Origin of the sequence: Enterobacter sp. Sphag1F (assembly GCF_014193275.1) — a bacterium.
Taxonomy (GTDB): Bacteria; Pseudomonadota; Gammaproteobacteria; order Enterobacterales; family Enterobacteriaceae; genus Pantoea; species Pantoea symbiotica.
Window position 1 is genome coordinate 394,220 of sequence record NZ_JACHZD010000001.1, and the last position, 14,986, is coordinate 409,205.

The 14,986-nt window shown below is 51.6% G+C and carries 18 protein-coding genes; 12 read left to right on the forward strand and 6 right to left on the reverse strand.

Annotated features, from left to right (window positions below; genetic code table 11):
* Positions 1-11: 11 nt before the first annotated feature.
* On the reverse strand, positions 12-1,250 hold the full coding sequence (locus FHW71_RS01810; protein WP_179450509.1) for an MFS transporter: 1,239 nt from the start codon (positions 1,248-1,250) through the stop codon (positions 12-14).
* A 210-nt stretch (positions 1,251-1,460) separates the two neighbouring features.
* Between FHW71_RS01810 and FHW71_RS01815 the strand changes: the two genes are divergently transcribed.
* Positions 1,461-1,850 carry a cupin domain-containing protein gene (locus tag FHW71_RS01815; RefSeq protein ID WP_179450508.1) on the forward strand — a complete coding sequence of 130 codons (390 nt, stop codon included), beginning with the start codon at positions 1,461-1,463 and terminating at the stop codon, positions 1,848-1,850.
* Here FHW71_RS01815 and FHW71_RS01820 read toward each other — a convergent pair.
* Entirely contained in the window at positions 1,847-2,521 is a 675-nt protein-coding gene (locus tag FHW71_RS01820; protein WP_179450506.1) for a GntR family transcriptional regulator, read from the reverse strand. The genes FHW71_RS01815 and FHW71_RS01820 overlap by 4 nt on opposite strands.
* A gap of 115 nt (positions 2,522-2,636) precedes the next feature.
* On the opposite strand from FHW71_RS01820, the gene FHW71_RS01825 reads away from it, so the two are divergent.
* Genes FHW71_RS01825 through FHW71_RS01840 form a run of 4 tightly spaced genes read left to right on the forward strand, consistent with a single transcriptional unit; the run spans position 2,637 to position 6,612 of the window.
* On the forward strand, positions 2,637-3,317 hold the full coding sequence (locus FHW71_RS01825; RefSeq protein WP_179450504.1) for a DUF2848 domain-containing protein: 681 nt from the start codon (positions 2,637-2,639) through the stop codon (positions 3,315-3,317).
* A 7-nt stretch (positions 3,318-3,324) separates the two neighbouring features.
* A complete protein-coding gene (locus FHW71_RS01830) occupies positions 3,325-4,668 on the forward strand; it encodes an amidase (protein ID WP_179450502.1) in 1,344 nt (447 codons plus the stop codon).
* A 2-nt stretch (positions 4,669-4,670) separates the two neighbouring features.
* Entirely contained in the window at positions 4,671-5,306 is a 636-nt protein-coding gene (locus FHW71_RS01835) for a DUF4286 family protein (RefSeq protein WP_179450500.1), read from the forward strand.
* On the forward strand, positions 5,299-6,612 hold the full coding sequence (locus FHW71_RS01840; RefSeq protein WP_179450498.1) for an MFS transporter: 1,314 nt from the start codon (positions 5,299-5,301) through the stop codon (positions 6,610-6,612). Before FHW71_RS01835 ends, FHW71_RS01840 begins: the two co-directional genes overlap by 8 nt.
* A 77-nt stretch (positions 6,613-6,689) precedes the next feature.
* Here the strand turns inward: FHW71_RS01840 and FHW71_RS01845 are convergent, their stop codons facing one another.
* On the reverse strand, positions 6,690-6,893 hold the full coding sequence (locus tag FHW71_RS01845) for a hypothetical protein (RefSeq protein ID WP_101764092.1): 204 nt from the start codon (positions 6,891-6,893) through the stop codon (positions 6,690-6,692).
* A 61-nt stretch (positions 6,894-6,954) separates the two neighbouring features.
* A complete protein-coding gene (locus FHW71_RS01850) occupies positions 6,955-7,584 on the reverse strand; it encodes a TetR/AcrR family transcriptional regulator (RefSeq protein WP_179450496.1) in 630 nt (209 codons plus the stop codon).
* 284 nt (positions 7,585-7,868) lie between these two features.
* Here FHW71_RS01850 and FHW71_RS01855 point away from each other — a divergent pair, with 284 nt between their 5' ends.
* Complete coding sequence (locus tag FHW71_RS01855; protein WP_008107582.1) at positions 7,869-8,078, forward strand: CsbD family protein; 210 nt, start codon at positions 7,869-7,871, stop codon at positions 8,076-8,078.
* Positions 8,079-8,121: 43 nt separating this feature from the next.
* On the opposite strand, the gene FHW71_RS01860 is transcribed toward FHW71_RS01855, so the two are convergent.
* Together FHW71_RS01860 and FHW71_RS01865 are read right to left on the reverse strand one after the other, a co-directional pair.
* Entirely contained in the window at positions 8,122-8,400 is a 279-nt protein-coding gene (locus FHW71_RS01860) for a hypothetical protein (protein WP_179450494.1), read from the reverse strand.
* A 78-nt stretch (positions 8,401-8,478) separates the two neighbouring features.
* Positions 8,479-9,102, reverse strand: a complete 624-nt coding sequence (locus FHW71_RS01865; RefSeq protein ID WP_179450492.1) for a response regulator — start codon at positions 9,100-9,102, stop codon at positions 8,479-8,481.
* Between the two features lie 217 nt (positions 9,103-9,319).
* Here FHW71_RS01865 and FHW71_RS01870 point away from each other — a divergent pair, with 217 nt between their 5' ends.
* From FHW71_RS01870 to FHW71_RS01895, 6 genes are all read left to right on the forward strand, one after another.
* Positions 9,320-9,850, forward strand: a complete 531-nt coding sequence (locus FHW71_RS01870) for a fimbrial protein (protein ID WP_179450489.1) — start codon at positions 9,320-9,322, stop codon at positions 9,848-9,850.
* A gap of 252 nt (positions 9,851-10,102) precedes the next feature.
* Positions 10,103-12,661 (forward strand): outer membrane usher protein, encoded by a 2,559-nt coding sequence (locus FHW71_RS01875; protein WP_286176080.1) that lies wholly within the window; start codon positions 10,103-10,105, stop codon positions 12,659-12,661.
* 47 nt (positions 12,662-12,708) lie between these two features.
* A complete protein-coding gene (locus tag FHW71_RS01880) occupies positions 12,709-13,452 on the forward strand; it encodes a fimbria/pilus periplasmic chaperone (RefSeq protein ID WP_179450487.1) in 744 nt (247 codons plus the stop codon).
* 26 nt (positions 13,453-13,478) lie between these two features.
* On the forward strand, positions 13,479-13,961 hold the full coding sequence (locus FHW71_RS01885) for a fimbrial protein (protein ID WP_179450485.1): 483 nt from the start codon (positions 13,479-13,481) through the stop codon (positions 13,959-13,961).
* A gap of 62 nt (positions 13,962-14,023) precedes the next feature.
* Positions 14,024-14,455 carry a fimbrial protein gene (locus tag FHW71_RS01890; protein WP_179450483.1) on the forward strand — a complete coding sequence of 144 codons (432 nt, stop codon included), beginning with the start codon at positions 14,024-14,026 and terminating at the stop codon, positions 14,453-14,455.
* Positions 14,455-14,985, forward strand: coding sequence for a fimbrial protein (locus FHW71_RS01895; protein ID WP_179450481.1), 531 nt, complete (start codon positions 14,455-14,457; stop codon positions 14,983-14,985). The genes FHW71_RS01890 and FHW71_RS01895 overlap by 1 nt, the downstream gene beginning before the upstream one ends.
* Position 14,986 lies beyond the last annotated feature (1 nt).

Sequence of the window (14,986 nt, forward strand, 5' to 3'; positions counted from 1 at the left end):
CCTCCAGTCAATCAAACCTTTTCATCCCGGTATTTAAAGGTGAAGAGGAAAAGAACGGCGATCACCGCCGCCGCAATCGCGGGGATCCACCAGAATGTTGCCCAGTTTTGCGCCGTGCCCTGTCCGGCAATCAGGCGGTTGTAGAGTGCGCCGGAGATCTGCGAGCCCAGCAGCATGCCGATACCGTAGGTGAACATCACCACCATGCTTTGCGCCTGCCCTTTCACTTTTTCCCCTGCGATGCGGTCGGTGTATATAAAGCCGACCACAAAGAAGAAGTCGTAACAGACACCGTGCAGCAGAATGCCCATGTAGATCAGTGCGCGGCTTTCATCGTTCATGCCCATGGCGAACAGCGCGTAACGCACAAACCACGCCACCATGCCGACCAGCAACATGTATTTGACGCCGAGGCGGCGGAACAGCAGCGGGATCACCAGCATGAAGAATATTTCCGACATCTGACCAAAAGACATCGCGGTACTGACGTTACTCACGCCCGCATCCGCCAGCCAGGACGCGGTGTAGGCGTAATAGGTGCCGAGCGGGATGGAGATCAAGGTGGCGCAGAGCGCAAACACGAAGAAGTGACGAATTTTCAGCAGCGCGAAGGCATCTGCACAGAACAGATCGCGCACTTTTAACGGCATACCTTTCGCCGGTGCTGGCGTATGCGGTAGCGTCAGGCTGTAGATCGCTAACGCCACGGAACATATAGCGGCCAGAGTAAAAATCCCGGTGCTGGATGCGATGCCGGTGACACCAATAAAGATGCCCGCCACAATCCAGCCAATGGTGCCAAACACTCGTACTACCGGAAAACTTTTGTCACTGCTGGCCAGGCTGTGAAAAGCGATGTTGTTGGAGAGCGCCAGCGTCGGCATAAAACAGAGCGTGTAGCCAAACAGCAATCCAATCAGCAGCGCACCGTTTTCGGCCACCAGCGCGGCCGGAACAAACCATAAGATCACCGCGCCCGCCAGGTTCATCACCGCCATCACCTTCTGCGATGAAAAAAAGCGGTCAACTAACATGCCCAATACAAACGGCGACAGAATCGAGGCGATCGGCCCCGCCGAAAAGGCGTCACCGATCAGCAATGACATGTTGTGTTGCGTCATCACCAGCCCGAGCGTAACGGACCAGCTTCCCCAAATGAAAAACTGCATGAACATCATTAACGACAAGCGGGGAATCAACAGACGCTGCTGTCTCACCGCGATTTCAGAACCTGTAGTTGTCGAAACCATGCTGACCTCACGCCAAAAAGAAATCGATTACATTCCACAGAGAAGTTAAAAGTAATCGATTACTTTAAGCAGTTCTTCGTGACCGATCACAATTCTTTTACAAGTGTCTCGGCCTTGATCGACTTGTGTTGGAAGTGAGCGCGCGCGCAGCCTTGCAGATTTGCACTATCCTGTGCGGGAGAGATTTTAATGACTATTCAGGGGAATAAGATGAAAAGTGCCGATAACGAGCATGAAAACAGTGCGGAAACGCTGCTGCAAAGCGGGCAAGCATGGAATGGTCAGCGCATAGAACACTATCCCGCCGGTCAGCCCGAGATCACCGTAATGAAGATGACCATTCCTGCGCATTCCGAGCTGCCGTGGCATACGCATCCGATGCCCAACACTGCGTATATTTTATCGGGATCGCTCACCATCGAGGACAAAGCAGGCGGCGAAACTAAAACCTTCAATGCAGGCGAAGCCTTTAATGAATCCATCGACATTGCCCATCGCGGCTTCACCACCGACCAGCCTGCCGAGCTGATCATTTTCTATGCCGGGGCTGAAGGTATGGATCTCTCCATTCCGCTACCGGGTGAAGAAGCGGAGTATTAATTATTCAGCAGCGCCTGCTTAAACGAATAGATATGCACCCGCGCCGCCTCTTCCGCCTGTTCGGCATTTCCCTGTTCCAGCGCGGCAATGATCGCTTCGTGTTCGGCGATCACTTCGTTCATGTGCGCAGCGCTGGAGAGCGTGGTGGCCCAGAAGCGCTGCGCCTGCGCGTGGATAATGCTGAGAATATCGGCCAGACGACCATTGGCGGCGATATCCGCCAGCACCTGATGAAACTCGCGGTCCAGCAACATCATCTGTTCGCGATCGCGTGAGGCGCTGGCATTGGCAATGCGCTGATTCATTTCCCGCAAATAGGCGATTTGCGCCGCATTGACCCGCTGCGAAGCCAGTCGCAAGCACAACGCCTCATTTACCAAACGCACCTCAATTAACTCCAGCGCATCATCAATCGACAGCGGCGACACCATCACGCCCTTGCGCGGGATGATCTGCAACAGCCCTTCCGTCTCCAGCCGATGCACCGCCTGATTCACCGGCGTTCTGCCCATCTCAAGGTCATCCATCACCTGCGCGATATTGAGATAATCGCCAGGTTTGTAGCGCAGCGTGATCAGCCGGTGCTTGAACGCCAGATAAGCGCGCTCATTAAGCGAAATGCTCTTCGGTGTCGTCGGCGAGCTCACATTTTCAGCCATCACATTACTCATCGCGCAAATCCTTATTAGGTAACTGAGACATATTACACAAAAACCTGGCATGAAAATGGCTAGATTGAAATCACAGTGAAATTTCACACGCATTTCTCAACTGGAGATCTATCCCATGCAATTACGGTTTACGACAGATTACGCCGATGCGGCAGTACTGGATGTTGAGGTTAATCAACTTGTTATCGCGGGCTGGGTTGGACGCGACCAGGAAGCGGTGCTGCACCATATTAGTGAACTCGAAGCGCTCGGCGTGCCCGCTCCTGGTGCAGTGCCGCTGTTTTACCGCGTCGCGACCAATCAATTAAGTCAGCAAACGCAGCTGGAAGTGGTTGGCGACCAAACATCCGGTGAAGCCGAACCCTTTGTGTTTTTCCATCGCGGCGAATATTGGGTTTCGCTGATTTCCGATCACACCGATCGTCATCTGGAAACCTTCAGCGTGGCGCTATCGAAGCAGGCGTGCATCAAACCGGTTGCCGGACACGCGTGGCGCATGTCGGACGTTAAAGCGCACTGGGATCAACTGGAGCTGCGCGCCTGGATCAACGTCAACGGCGACTGGGTAACTTATCAGCAAGGCGCCCTCGCCTCGCTGCTGACGCCGCTCGATCTGCTTAGCCGCTATTTTTCCACGGGCCAGGTTGAGGAAGGTTTTGCCATGTCGTGCGGCACGCTCAGCGCCATTGGCGGGATTCGTCCTGCGAGTGAATTCCGCATGGCGCTGCACGATCCCGTGCTGAACCGCACGCTGGAACACACCTACATCACTGGCTCGCTGCCGGTTATTGCCTGAGGTTCCTATGACAACGTTATGGCAAGCGAGCCAGCAGCTGCTCGCCGGGCAAACCAGCCCTGAAACCCTGACCCAGGATGCGCTGCGTGCAATTGCGGCGGAAGCCGGGGAAGGCAAGCGTGTCTTCACCAAGGTATGTGCCGATGCTGCGCAGCAGCTGGCGGCACAAGCCGGCGCGCGCTGGCAGCAGCAACAGCCGCGCAGCGCGATTGATGGTCTGCCTATCAGCATCAAAGATCTGTTCGATGTCGCCGGAGAAGTCACCACCGCCGGTTCCCGCTTGCTGAGTAACGCAAGCCCAGCCACGGCGAATGCCAGCATGGTTGATCGGCTGCAGCTGTCCGGTGCCGCCATCGTTGGCAAAACCAATATGAGCGAATTCGCCTTCACTGGCCTCGGCGTCAATCCGCATTACGGCACGCCCGCCAATCCTTGGCAGCGCGCGCAGCAGCGCATTCCTGGCGGTTCATCTTCCGGTGCGGCGGTGGCGGTGAGCGATGGCATGTGCCTGGCGGCCGTTGGCACTGATACCGGCGGTTCGGTGCGCATTCCAGCGGCGCTGTGCGGATTAACCGGTTTTAAACCCAGCGCCAGCCGCATCGATCAACGCGGAACGCTGCCGCTGGCGGCGTCGCTCGATAGCATCGGCGTGATCGCTCACGACGTGCGCAGCTGCTGGTTACTCGATAGCGTGATTGCCGATCGGCCGCTGGAGCTCGATGAGCGGCATCTGTCGGACGCACACTTCGTCATCCCGCAGACGCGGGTGCTGGCTGGCCTTGACGAACACGTCAACGCCGCCTGGCTGCATGCGCTTGATGTGCTGCGCGCACAGGGCGTGAAAATCACCGAGCTGCCGCTGCAAGAGCTGGCAGAACTCGACACCATCAACGCGCGCGGCGGCATTACCGCGTGGGAGGCCTGGCAATGGCATCAGCATTACGCCCAATCTCAGCCGGAAGCTTACGATCCGCAGGTTCTGACGCGCATTCAACGCGGCAGTTTGCTGAATGAAGAGGATGCCGCCGAACTTTACCAGCTGCGCGCCGACTGGAAACAGCGCGTCGAGCAGGCCGTTGCGCCTTTCGACGGCATATTGATGCCGACGGTACCGCTGATCGCGCCGACGCTGGCCGAACTCGAGGATCCGGCGCGCTACATGCAGGTCAATCTGCTGATGCTGCGCAACACCAGCGTGATCAACATGCTGGATGGCTGTTCAATTTCTCTGCCTTGTCATCAGCCCGGCGACGCGCCGGTTGGCCTGATGCTCTCTTCCACCCATGGCAACGATGCTGCATTACTCAGCTGGGCTGCCGCGATTGAAACCACCCTGAAACGGAGTAGCTGATCATGACTCAACCCCACGGCATGCTGTTTGTCGCCACCCATATCGATGCTGCAGATGAAGCGGATTTCAACCAATGGTACGACCACGAACACGTTGAAGAGCGCGTGGCGATCAGCGGCTTTCTCAGCGGCACGCGTTATCAGGCGGTGGATGCGGAACGCAAATACCTCGGCCTGTACGAAACCACATCGCTGGAAGCCTTTACCAGCGCGGATTATCACGCTGCCTTCACGCGCCAGACCGAATGGTCGGTGAAGAATCTCAACAAGATGGTCAATCCGATGCGCCGCGTCTGCGCCATCTCCCATCAGCATGGACAAGGCACCGGCAGCCATCTGGCGGTGCTGACGTTGAAAGCCGGTACAGATGTTGCATCGCTGGGCAGCTGGCAAAACAGCGTGCAGCAAACGCCGGGCTATATCGCCTCACGTTTGCTGTCGCCTGACACCACGCTGAGCTCGCCGCTGCCACGGGAAACCAGCGCGACGCGACCGATGCATCCGATGCTGCTGCTGATCTGCCGAGACGCGCAAGTGTGTAAAACCCTCTCCGCCGACGCCGCGCAGGCGCTCAACGCGGATGTACAGCTTTACTCCCTCAGTTGGCAGTTAACCAAACAGGAGATGGCTCATGGCTAATACCGACTCAACGTTGCCGCACGCTTCAGGCGCGCGCGCCAGCCACAGCAAAACCGGTCGCCTTGCGGCGGCCAGCTCCATTGGAACCGCGCTGGAGTGGTATGACTTCACGGTCTACAACATCATGGCGGCGCTGGTGTTTAACCACGTGTTTTTCCCCAGCTTCGATCCGCTGGTCGGCACTATTCTGGCGTTTTCCACCTATGCGGTCGGCTACATCTCCCGTCCGGTGGGCGGCTTTATCTTTGGTCATCTCGGTGATGTCGCCGGGCGTAAAGCGGTATTGATCACCACATTAGTGATTATGGGCGTCACCACCGCGCTGATGGGCCTGCTGCCCGGCTATGCGGTGTGGGGCATCTGGAGTCCGGTGCTGCTGGTGGCTTTACGCTTCATTCAGGGCATTGCATTAGGCGGCGAATGGGCCGGTGCGGTGTTGCTGTCGATGGAGCATGGCGATGCCAACAAACGTGGCCGTAACGCCTCGTTTGCGCAGGTGGGTCCATCGTGCGGTACCTTGATTGGCACCGGATTTATCACGCTGGTGACGGTGGCGTTGAGCGGCGAGCAGTTTCAAGAGTGGGGATGGCGCATTCCGTTCCTGCTCAGTCTGCTGCTGGTGATGTTTGGCTTATGGTTGCGGCGCGGCGTGGAAGAGACACCGACCTTTGTCGCGATGCAGCAAGCGGAGAAAACCACGCATACGCCGCTCAAAGAGGTGTTTGTGCGCTATCCACGCGAGCTGCTGATCGCGGGCGGTTCACGCATCGGTTCCGACGTGCTTTATGCGCTGGTGGTGGTGTTTACCCTGACTTACGTCACCACGGTGCTGCAACTGCCGCGTCCGCTGGCGTTAATGGCTACCATGCTCGGTGCGATCGGCAATGCCATCACGGTACCGATGTTTGGCGCGCTCTCCGACAAGCTCGGCCGTCGTCCGGTTTACATTGCCGGTGCGCTGCTGGCGATCGTCTGGTCGTTTGTATTCTTTGTACTGCTGGATAGCTCGCAGCCGGTGCTGATCGTACTGGCGGTGATTGGCGGCTTGCTGATTCATGCGGTGATGTACGGACCGCAGGCGGCATTTGTCACCGAGCAGTTCCCCAGCCACGTACGCTACGCCGGATCGTCACTGGCTTACACGCTGGCGGGCATCATCGGCGGCGGCTTTGCGCCCTTGATCATTACGACCTTGTATAAAGAGATGGGCAGCACGATGTGGGTATCGCTGTATGTCAGCCTGGCGTTGATGATCACGCTGTTTGCGCTGTGGAAGGCGAAAGAGACCGCGCATCGCCCGCTTTAATCATTAAATGGCTGTTTGGCGAGGGATTGCCAGACTTCAGCAGAGGAGAACAACAAGGCGCGGCACGCGCGACCCTATTAATGCAGTTTTTTCGCCAGGATACGAATGGCTTTCTCGCAGGCGACTTTGGTTTTGCTATCGGTAGAACGCAAACTCAGGCGATACAACGCGCCAATAAGTTCCTGAACGGTAAGCGCTTCATCGGGACGAAGGATACGTGTCACCACCCTTCCCACCAATGCGCGAATCTCTTCCGTAATATCTGAATCTTCGTCTTTCACTTGCCCTCCGGCTTTACGCTTCGCTTATTTAGGAAGTATCCGCCTCCTAATTAGACAAATTTTAGTCCAGCAGCTTCATTACTAACTTGATGGTCTCAGGTTCATCTTTTACATCCGTGATCTTGCCCACAACGCGCATGCCAAAGGCGATACAGAGGATCAATCCTGCGGCGGTATCGACATCCAGATTGGGCGTGACCGATCCATCTTCCTGGCCCTGTTTGAGTAACGAGGCGAGGAAGTTTTTATTGCGTATGACCGCTTCACTGACCAGTTGCGAGAGATCGTCATCCAGCACCTGTAGCTCCACCGCGCTGCCCACCACTAAACAGCCGGTGCGACCTTCCACCGCCCGCGCGGAATCCAGGTAAAACTGCAGCAGCTCGCTAAGCTTCTCGCGGCCAGTGGTGAACTGCGCCAGACGCTGACGCAGATCGGCATTACGCACCGAAAGGTAGCGTTCAAACACCAGCAGGAACAGGCTGCGCTTATCTTTGAAAGCCTTGTAGATGCTGCCCGCCGTCAGCCCCATCGCCTCGCCCAAATCATTCAGTGAAGCGGCATGAAAACCCTTTTGACGAAAAACGATCATGGCTTTGTCCAGAGCCTGTTCGATATCGAACTCTCTTGGGCGGCCACGCTCTCTGCTTTTCGTTTCGGTGGTTAGCGTTTTGCTCATAGCGGATGGCATTGGGTAATGCGGGTTTCCAAAAGTTGACGGAAATGTCTTATCGGCGGTTACTATATCGCAACAAACCATTGCCTGTATAGCCAGGTAAACATAACGCCTTATAGAGCAATGAGTTAGCTTGTAAAGCCTGACTTTATCACCGCTCCACTCACGCAATTTCAAATTTTCGAGTCAGCTCACAGCCCTGCCAGGCAAAGCGTAAATCCTGTGCCAGAATTAATTCACCCGCTGGCATCAGGCCAGTAAAGGGGAGCACTCAGTAACCACTAACCAGGGAGTTCGACATGAACGAAGATCGTATTAGCGGCAACTGGAAGCAGTTCAAAGGGAAAGTGAAGGAAAAATGGGGCGACCTGACTGATGATGATATGACCGTGGTCGAAGGAAAACGCGATCAGCTGGTCGGTAAAATTCAGGAACGCTACGGTTATGAAAAAGACCGTGCTGAGAAAGAAGTCAAAGAGTGGGAAGATTCGAATAAGTTCCACTGGTAAATCCTGACGTTATGCCGGACAACCCGTGTCCGGCATGCAACGCTCAGTGCTTAGTGGAGTCATCCGCCGCGACGTTTTTCGCCATAAAGCTCATCACGTTCTCTTCAGATCTATTAGCGTTGTTGGCTGTGCTGCTGCTCTTCACCAAATCTAAAGCCAGTCTGGCGACTCGCACATCTTCCGCCGTGTCACCGGCATGAATCATCTTCTCTAATTGCGCGAGCAGCGTGGTGCGCGAGACCGGTGCATCCTGATTAAATAATTCAAGCACGGCATCACCAATCGCAATGTCGCATAGCTGTTTATCATTACTGTTTTTCATGGGCTCTCTGTAATCGTCTCAACCAACCCTGGCCGGAAGATCCTGACGCTGCAAAGCATACCCATTCATACCCTAAAATTAAAGGCTATTTCTCTGCCCAAATTCATATAACTGTTTAACCGTTTTGAATTTCAACTTGTCCATTAAACGGCATTTATAAGTGGCTACGGTTTTGGTGCTCAGGTTCATCTTCAAAGCAACTTCGGTATTTTGCAAACCATCCACCAGCAACTGGAAAACCCTAAACTCCTGGGTGGATAACATCGCAATTTTTTGTTGATCCGACAATTCACTGCCCTCTCCCACCTGATGTTTGATCAGCGGGAAATAACTATAGCCGTTAATACCTGCGTTAATCGCACTAATGACTTCCTGCAAGTTTTTATCTTTGCTAACAAAACCATTCGCCCCTGCAGACGCACTGAGTGGAGCATAATAGTCAGGATTTTTTGCAGATAAAACCACAATGACACCACTAAAATCCCTGCGTCGAAGATGTTTCACCACCTCAATGCCATCGATGCGCGCAATATCAATGTCGATAACCAACACGTCGGGATTATGTAATTCAACCAGCTTTTGACCTTCGAGGCCATCATCCGATTCTGCGACAATGGTGAATTGATCTTTTTCTAATAATGTCCTGACGGCTAAACGGATTAAAGGATGATCGTCAATAATAATTGAGCGTATAAGTGCCATACGTAATCTCTCTAAATAATTCAAACTACGGTTTAATAATCCTGCACGTCATTTACTGCCCGGCAATGTAGGTTTCACCCTACAGATCCTGACAATCCATTCTGATTGAGTAGGAATTTCCCTACTTGTACACTCATTCCAACTCGTAACAAGCTGGTTTTTAGTAAGATTTTTTTAATAAAAAAATCATCAAAAACAAAACATTAAAGGACTAAACATGAAACTTAACGCACTTGCCATTGCCACCTTAATTGCATTGGGAACAACCTCAGCTTCCCAGGCTGCTGACCAGGGCAGCGGTACCATCACTTTCACCGGCTCCATCATTGAGGCGCCATGTTCTGTTTCTCATGAAAATAGCGACCAAACAGTCGATCTGGGTCAGGTCTCTAACGTTTCTCTGGCGAACGGCGGCAAGTCTCAACCTCGTCAGTTCAATATCATGCTGGAAAACTGTGCCCTAACCACCAAGAAAACCGTTACCACGACCTTCACCGGACCAGCGGGCAACTCAGACCGTGTAGGAATTGCCGGCACCGCCAAAGGCGCGAGCATTGCTATTGTCGATGGCACCTACAATTTAATTAAGCTGGGCACGCCTTCAGTTGCTCAGGCACTGCAGGATGGCAACAATAATCTCAGTTTCGCTGCTTACCTGCAGGGAGATAAAGATGAAGACGATAACGATCTTCCCATTGTTCCAGGTGAATTCCAGGCAGTGGTTAATTTCGGCCTCAACTACCTGTAATCCTCAATCGAGCATGCGGTTACCGCATGCTCTTTGTAACGCCTCTTTGCGCGACAACGCTAAACTCTGTTAATCCGGCCAATATAAGCGACAGTAATTGGCAGGAATTAATACCTGTTCGCCCCGCTGCTTTCGGCTAACGGCCTGAACACACCTCGACCCTCAACCTGTAAGAAAAATCCTGGGGAAAATTTAATTTCCTCCTCAGCGTGTCGCTCTCTCTCATCGTTATATTTTCATACTCGGTTCGGAATGCGTCTGCACACCTCAGGGAAATCAAAGGTTAAGATTATGAAGGTGGTTTGTTACAAGATTTCCCCGAGATTCCGGCCAACGCAGCTGAGTTTATTAATAGCGAGTTTTTTCCTGGGGTTTTCCAGTTATAGCTTGTCTGACAATATTGAATTCAATACTGATATTTTGGATATCAATGACCGGAAAAACATTGACCTTTCCCGATTCTCAAACAGCGGATTTATTCTCGCTGGGGAGTATGAAATGTCAGTGTTTATCAACAAACAAGCACTGCCAGAGCAAACCGTCATTATTCAGACTCAAGAAGAGACGAATAAAAGCACGGTATGCATCACGCCAGACCTTATTAAACAATTTGGCCTGAGAAAGAGTGTGATTGAAAAAATCGTTTGGCAGCAACAAGGGAAATGCATTGACACTGCCAGCATGACAGGATTAGAGGTGCGCCCTGATCTGGCCACCTCGGCGCTGTATATCAGCATTCCCCAGGCTTATTTACAATATGTCGATGAAAACTGGGATGCTCCGGCGATGTGGGATAATGGTATTCCCGGCGCATTGTTTGATTACAACTTCAATGGGCAAACACAGAGTCAAAAAAACGGGCAGCGTCTGATGCTTAACGGTAATGGCACCGTTGGCGCAAACCTTAACGCATGGCGTTTTCGCGCCGACTGGCAATCTCAACCTGGAAGATCGCAAAATAATCAAAGCAAAACCTTGGCACAGCGGTTTGACTGGAGCCGCTATTATGCGTACCGCGCCATTCCAGGCTGGGAAGCAAAAGTCTCTGTCGGAGAAGATTATCTAGGTTCAGAGCTCTTCGACAGCTTCAGCTACGCGGGGGTTAGCGTAGCCTCAGATGATAGCCAATTACCGCCTAACCTGCGCGGTTATGCCCCTGAAGTTACCGGCATTGCACGTACCAATGCGCTGGTGATTATCAGCCAACAAGGTCGTGTGCTTAAAGAAGTTCAGGTCGCTGCTGGCCCATTCCGCATTCAGGATATTGATAATGCCGTCTCCGGCAAACTGGATGTCCGTGTTGAAGAGCAGGATGGCACGGCGCAAACCTTTACCATAGAAACGTCTAGCATTCCCTATCTGACGCGGCCTGGACGCATGCGTTACAAATTCGCAGCGGGAAAATCTTCTCAATCTCGCCATCAATTTAAAGGGCCTGCATTTGCCAGTGGCGAATTATCCTGGGGCGTGAGTAACGGTTGGTCGCTATTTGGTGGTGGTGTGGCGGCAGGAAATTACAATGCTTTGGTGCTGGGTATTGGTCGTGATTTGTACTGGTTGGGTGCTTTATCATTTGATATCACACAATCACGCGCCGCCTTACCTGATATCGCGGAAAAGCTGACTGGACGATCCTATCGACTCAGCTATTCAAAAAACTTTGAGCAGTACGACAGCCAGATTACTTTTGCCGGTTATCGTTTCTCCGAGCGTAATTTCCTCAGCATGAATGAATATCTGGAAACGCGCAAAACGGGCAGCCGTCAGCAAAACAGCAAAGAACTTTATTCGGTCACCGTTAATAAGCAGTTCCGTGATTTACGTTTGAGCACCTATTTCAACTATAACCACCAAACGTATTGGAGCTTGCCGGATAACGATCGTTATAGCGCTAACCTGTCGCAATATTTTGATATTGGCAATTTACGCAATCTGAGTTTATCGCTGTCCGCCTATCGCACTATTAATAATGGCAGCAAAGATGATGGCGTATTTGTCTCGCTGTCGATCCCATTGGGTAACAACGCCACGCTGAGTTATAGCGCCGCACAAGGCCGCGATGGGACAAATCAGCGCGTTAATTATTATGGACGTCTGGACCAACGCAACAGTTATCAAGTGGGAACGGGGATCAATAGCCATGGCAGCACGTCGAACGGCAGTATAACGCATGACGGCGAGCTGGCGCATTTGAACGCTAACGTCAGTTCGCAAACTGGAAAATCCACCACGTTTGGCTTCAATGTGCGCGGTGGCGCAACGGCGACGACTAAAGGCGCCGCGTTGCATCGCTCCAGCAACATGGGCGGCACACGTTTAATGATTGATACCGACAATGTGGCCAACATTCCTGTTAGCAGTGGCGGATTAGCGGTGCGCAGTAACCGCTTTGGCAAACTGGTGTCGACTGACGTCAACAGTTATTACCGCAATAGCGCCAGCCTCGATCTCAATAATCTACCGGACAATGTCGAAGCTGAACGTTCGGTAGTGCAAGCCACGCTGACTGAAGGTGCCATTGGCTATCGTAAATTTGCCGTCATCGCCGGAGAGAAAGCGATGGCGATCATCCGGCTGGCCGACGGTTCCTATCCACCGTTTGGCGCCACGGTGCACAATCGCAAAAAACAGGAAGTGGGCATTGTGAGTGACAGCGGCAATGTCTATCTCACGGGTATTGCTGCAGGTGAAAGTATGACAGTGAAATGGGCAGAGAAAGTGCAATGTAGCATTGCGTTGCCACAATCACTTAACCCACAAGACTTTACTGCAAATCTATTTCTTCCTTGCCGAAGAGACGGTGAGATTTAATTAAAACTGCAGCCTTTAACTGGCTATTGTAATAACGGGATATAACCATGTTTTTTCAATTTAAAAATGCATTGATGTCTACACTTTTGGTCAGTGTTATTGGCTTTCAACCCGCCTACGCAGCGATTTCGCTGGATCGCACGCGCGTTGTATTTGATAGCACGCAGAAATCCGTCAGCTTACGTATTAGCAACGAAAATAAAAAAATGCCTTACCTGGCGCAAGGCTGGCTGGAAGATGCTGAAGGAAATAAGATCACCGGTCCTTTAGTGGTACTGCCCCCGGTACAACGTGTTGAACCTGGCGCCAGCAGCCAACTGAAAATCCAGGCCTTACCGGCAGTCGCATCATTGCCCCAGGACAGAGAAAGTTTGTTCTTTTTTAATTTACGTGAAATTCCACCGAAATCATCGAAGCCCAATACGCTACAAATCGCCTTGCAAACGCGCATTAAACTTTTTTATCGCCCAGCCGCTATTATCACAGATAAAAGTGCCGCGCCATGGCAAGAACAGCTCAAGCTTAGCCGTGAAGGTGATAAATATCGCATTCACAACCCAACCAATTACTACATTACCTTGGTTGAAGGACGGAAAAGTGCAAAAAGCAAAACGATTGAAAGTTTTAAACCCCTTATGCTAGCACCTCAAAGCGATCAATTGCTGACGTCATCGGTAACGGAATTGGGTTTATCGCCGGTGATTAACTACGTCAATGATTACGGTGCCCGCCCCAAACTCCAGTTCAGTTGCAAAGTTAATCTCTGTATTGCCACACCACTAGATAATTAAGTCTGACTTCGTTAAGGCAAAAGTAAATGAGTTGGCTAACGGCAGTAAAAAAAGTTGTTATTTTATCGGTGTGTCTTTTGCCGCTGACTGCTTTGGCGTCCAACATTCACGTTAATGTCGAGGTGTTAGGGCCTTCGTGCACCATCAATAACGGTGAAACGATTGAGGTGGACTTTGGTGATGAAGTCTTATCCACCAAACTCGACGGAAATCATTACCTGGAGATGTTTTTTGTTAACTTCCAATGCAATGCCTCCACACCAAACACCATCTTTCTTAAAATTGAAGGCGAGCAATGGGACAACAGCATTAAAGTACTTAAAACCAGCAAAGAGAATTTGAGCATTGAATTTTTTAGAGCCGGTAAATGGTTTCCACTTAATGAGCGGCTGGAAGTGGACCCTCTGAGGTCTTACGCATTCGAAGCTGCACCTTACAAAATTGGCAATGTTAAAGTACAAGCGGGTCCGTTTAGCGCAGCAGCAACGCTGGCGGTATATTACGAATGAATAACACCCGATTTAATATTCTCACTCTGATGATCATTGGTGGGCTTTTGTGGTGTAGTAACATGGCCAGAGCCGCACCGAATCTATTACTCAAAGGTACAATCATTGAGCCGCCGCCTTGTAAAATAAATGACGATCAACCCATTGATATCAGTTTTGGCGAGGATTTGGGTGTAAGTAAAATCAATGGGGATAATTATCGTCAGAAAATTAATTACGTCATTAAATGTGCAACTAATGATTCTTCATTTAAATTGATGCTCACTGTGAGCGGCAATATCATGAGCAAAGATAATACGGCGATTCGAACGAGTAAATCAGGATTGGGTATTCGCATATTGCAAAACAATCAGCGCGTTCGTATTGGTTCAACATGGATTATTGATATGACTAGTCCTCCCGTATTGGAAGCGGTACCGGTAGCCGATCCAGCGATTAAATTGTCCGAGGGCAGCTTCCTCGCAACCGCCTCACTCGTTGCGGAGTACCAATAATGGGTTTATGGATTCTCTGGCGAAATATAGTGGCGATACTTCTGTCGCTGGTTTCCCCGTTATCGCTCGCTACCGATATCCATTTTAGTGGTGCACTGATTGCCGAGCCTTGTGTCATCGAAGCCGGAGATAACGCTCTAGAGCTTAATTTCGGCAACGTTATCGACCGAGAACTGTATGTCAATGATCGATCTCAAACGATGCCTTTCACACTGAACCTGATCGGTTGCTCCATCGATACAGCTAAAACTGTCGCCATTACATTTAGCGGCCAGGAGAGTAATGAATTGGCCGGATTTCTGGCGACACAGGCCGGTAGTAAAAATGCGGGTATCGCTATTGGCATGGAAACATTGTCCGGGGAAGCCGTGTTACTGAACAAGGTCGCCCCGCCTGTTACGTTGCAAGCCGGACGAACCTTGATTGTATTACGTGCGTATATTCAGGGCGAACCCAATGCTATTCGCGATCGCACCATTATTCATGGTGCTTTTAGTGCCATCGCGACTTTTAATTTGAATTACCAATGAG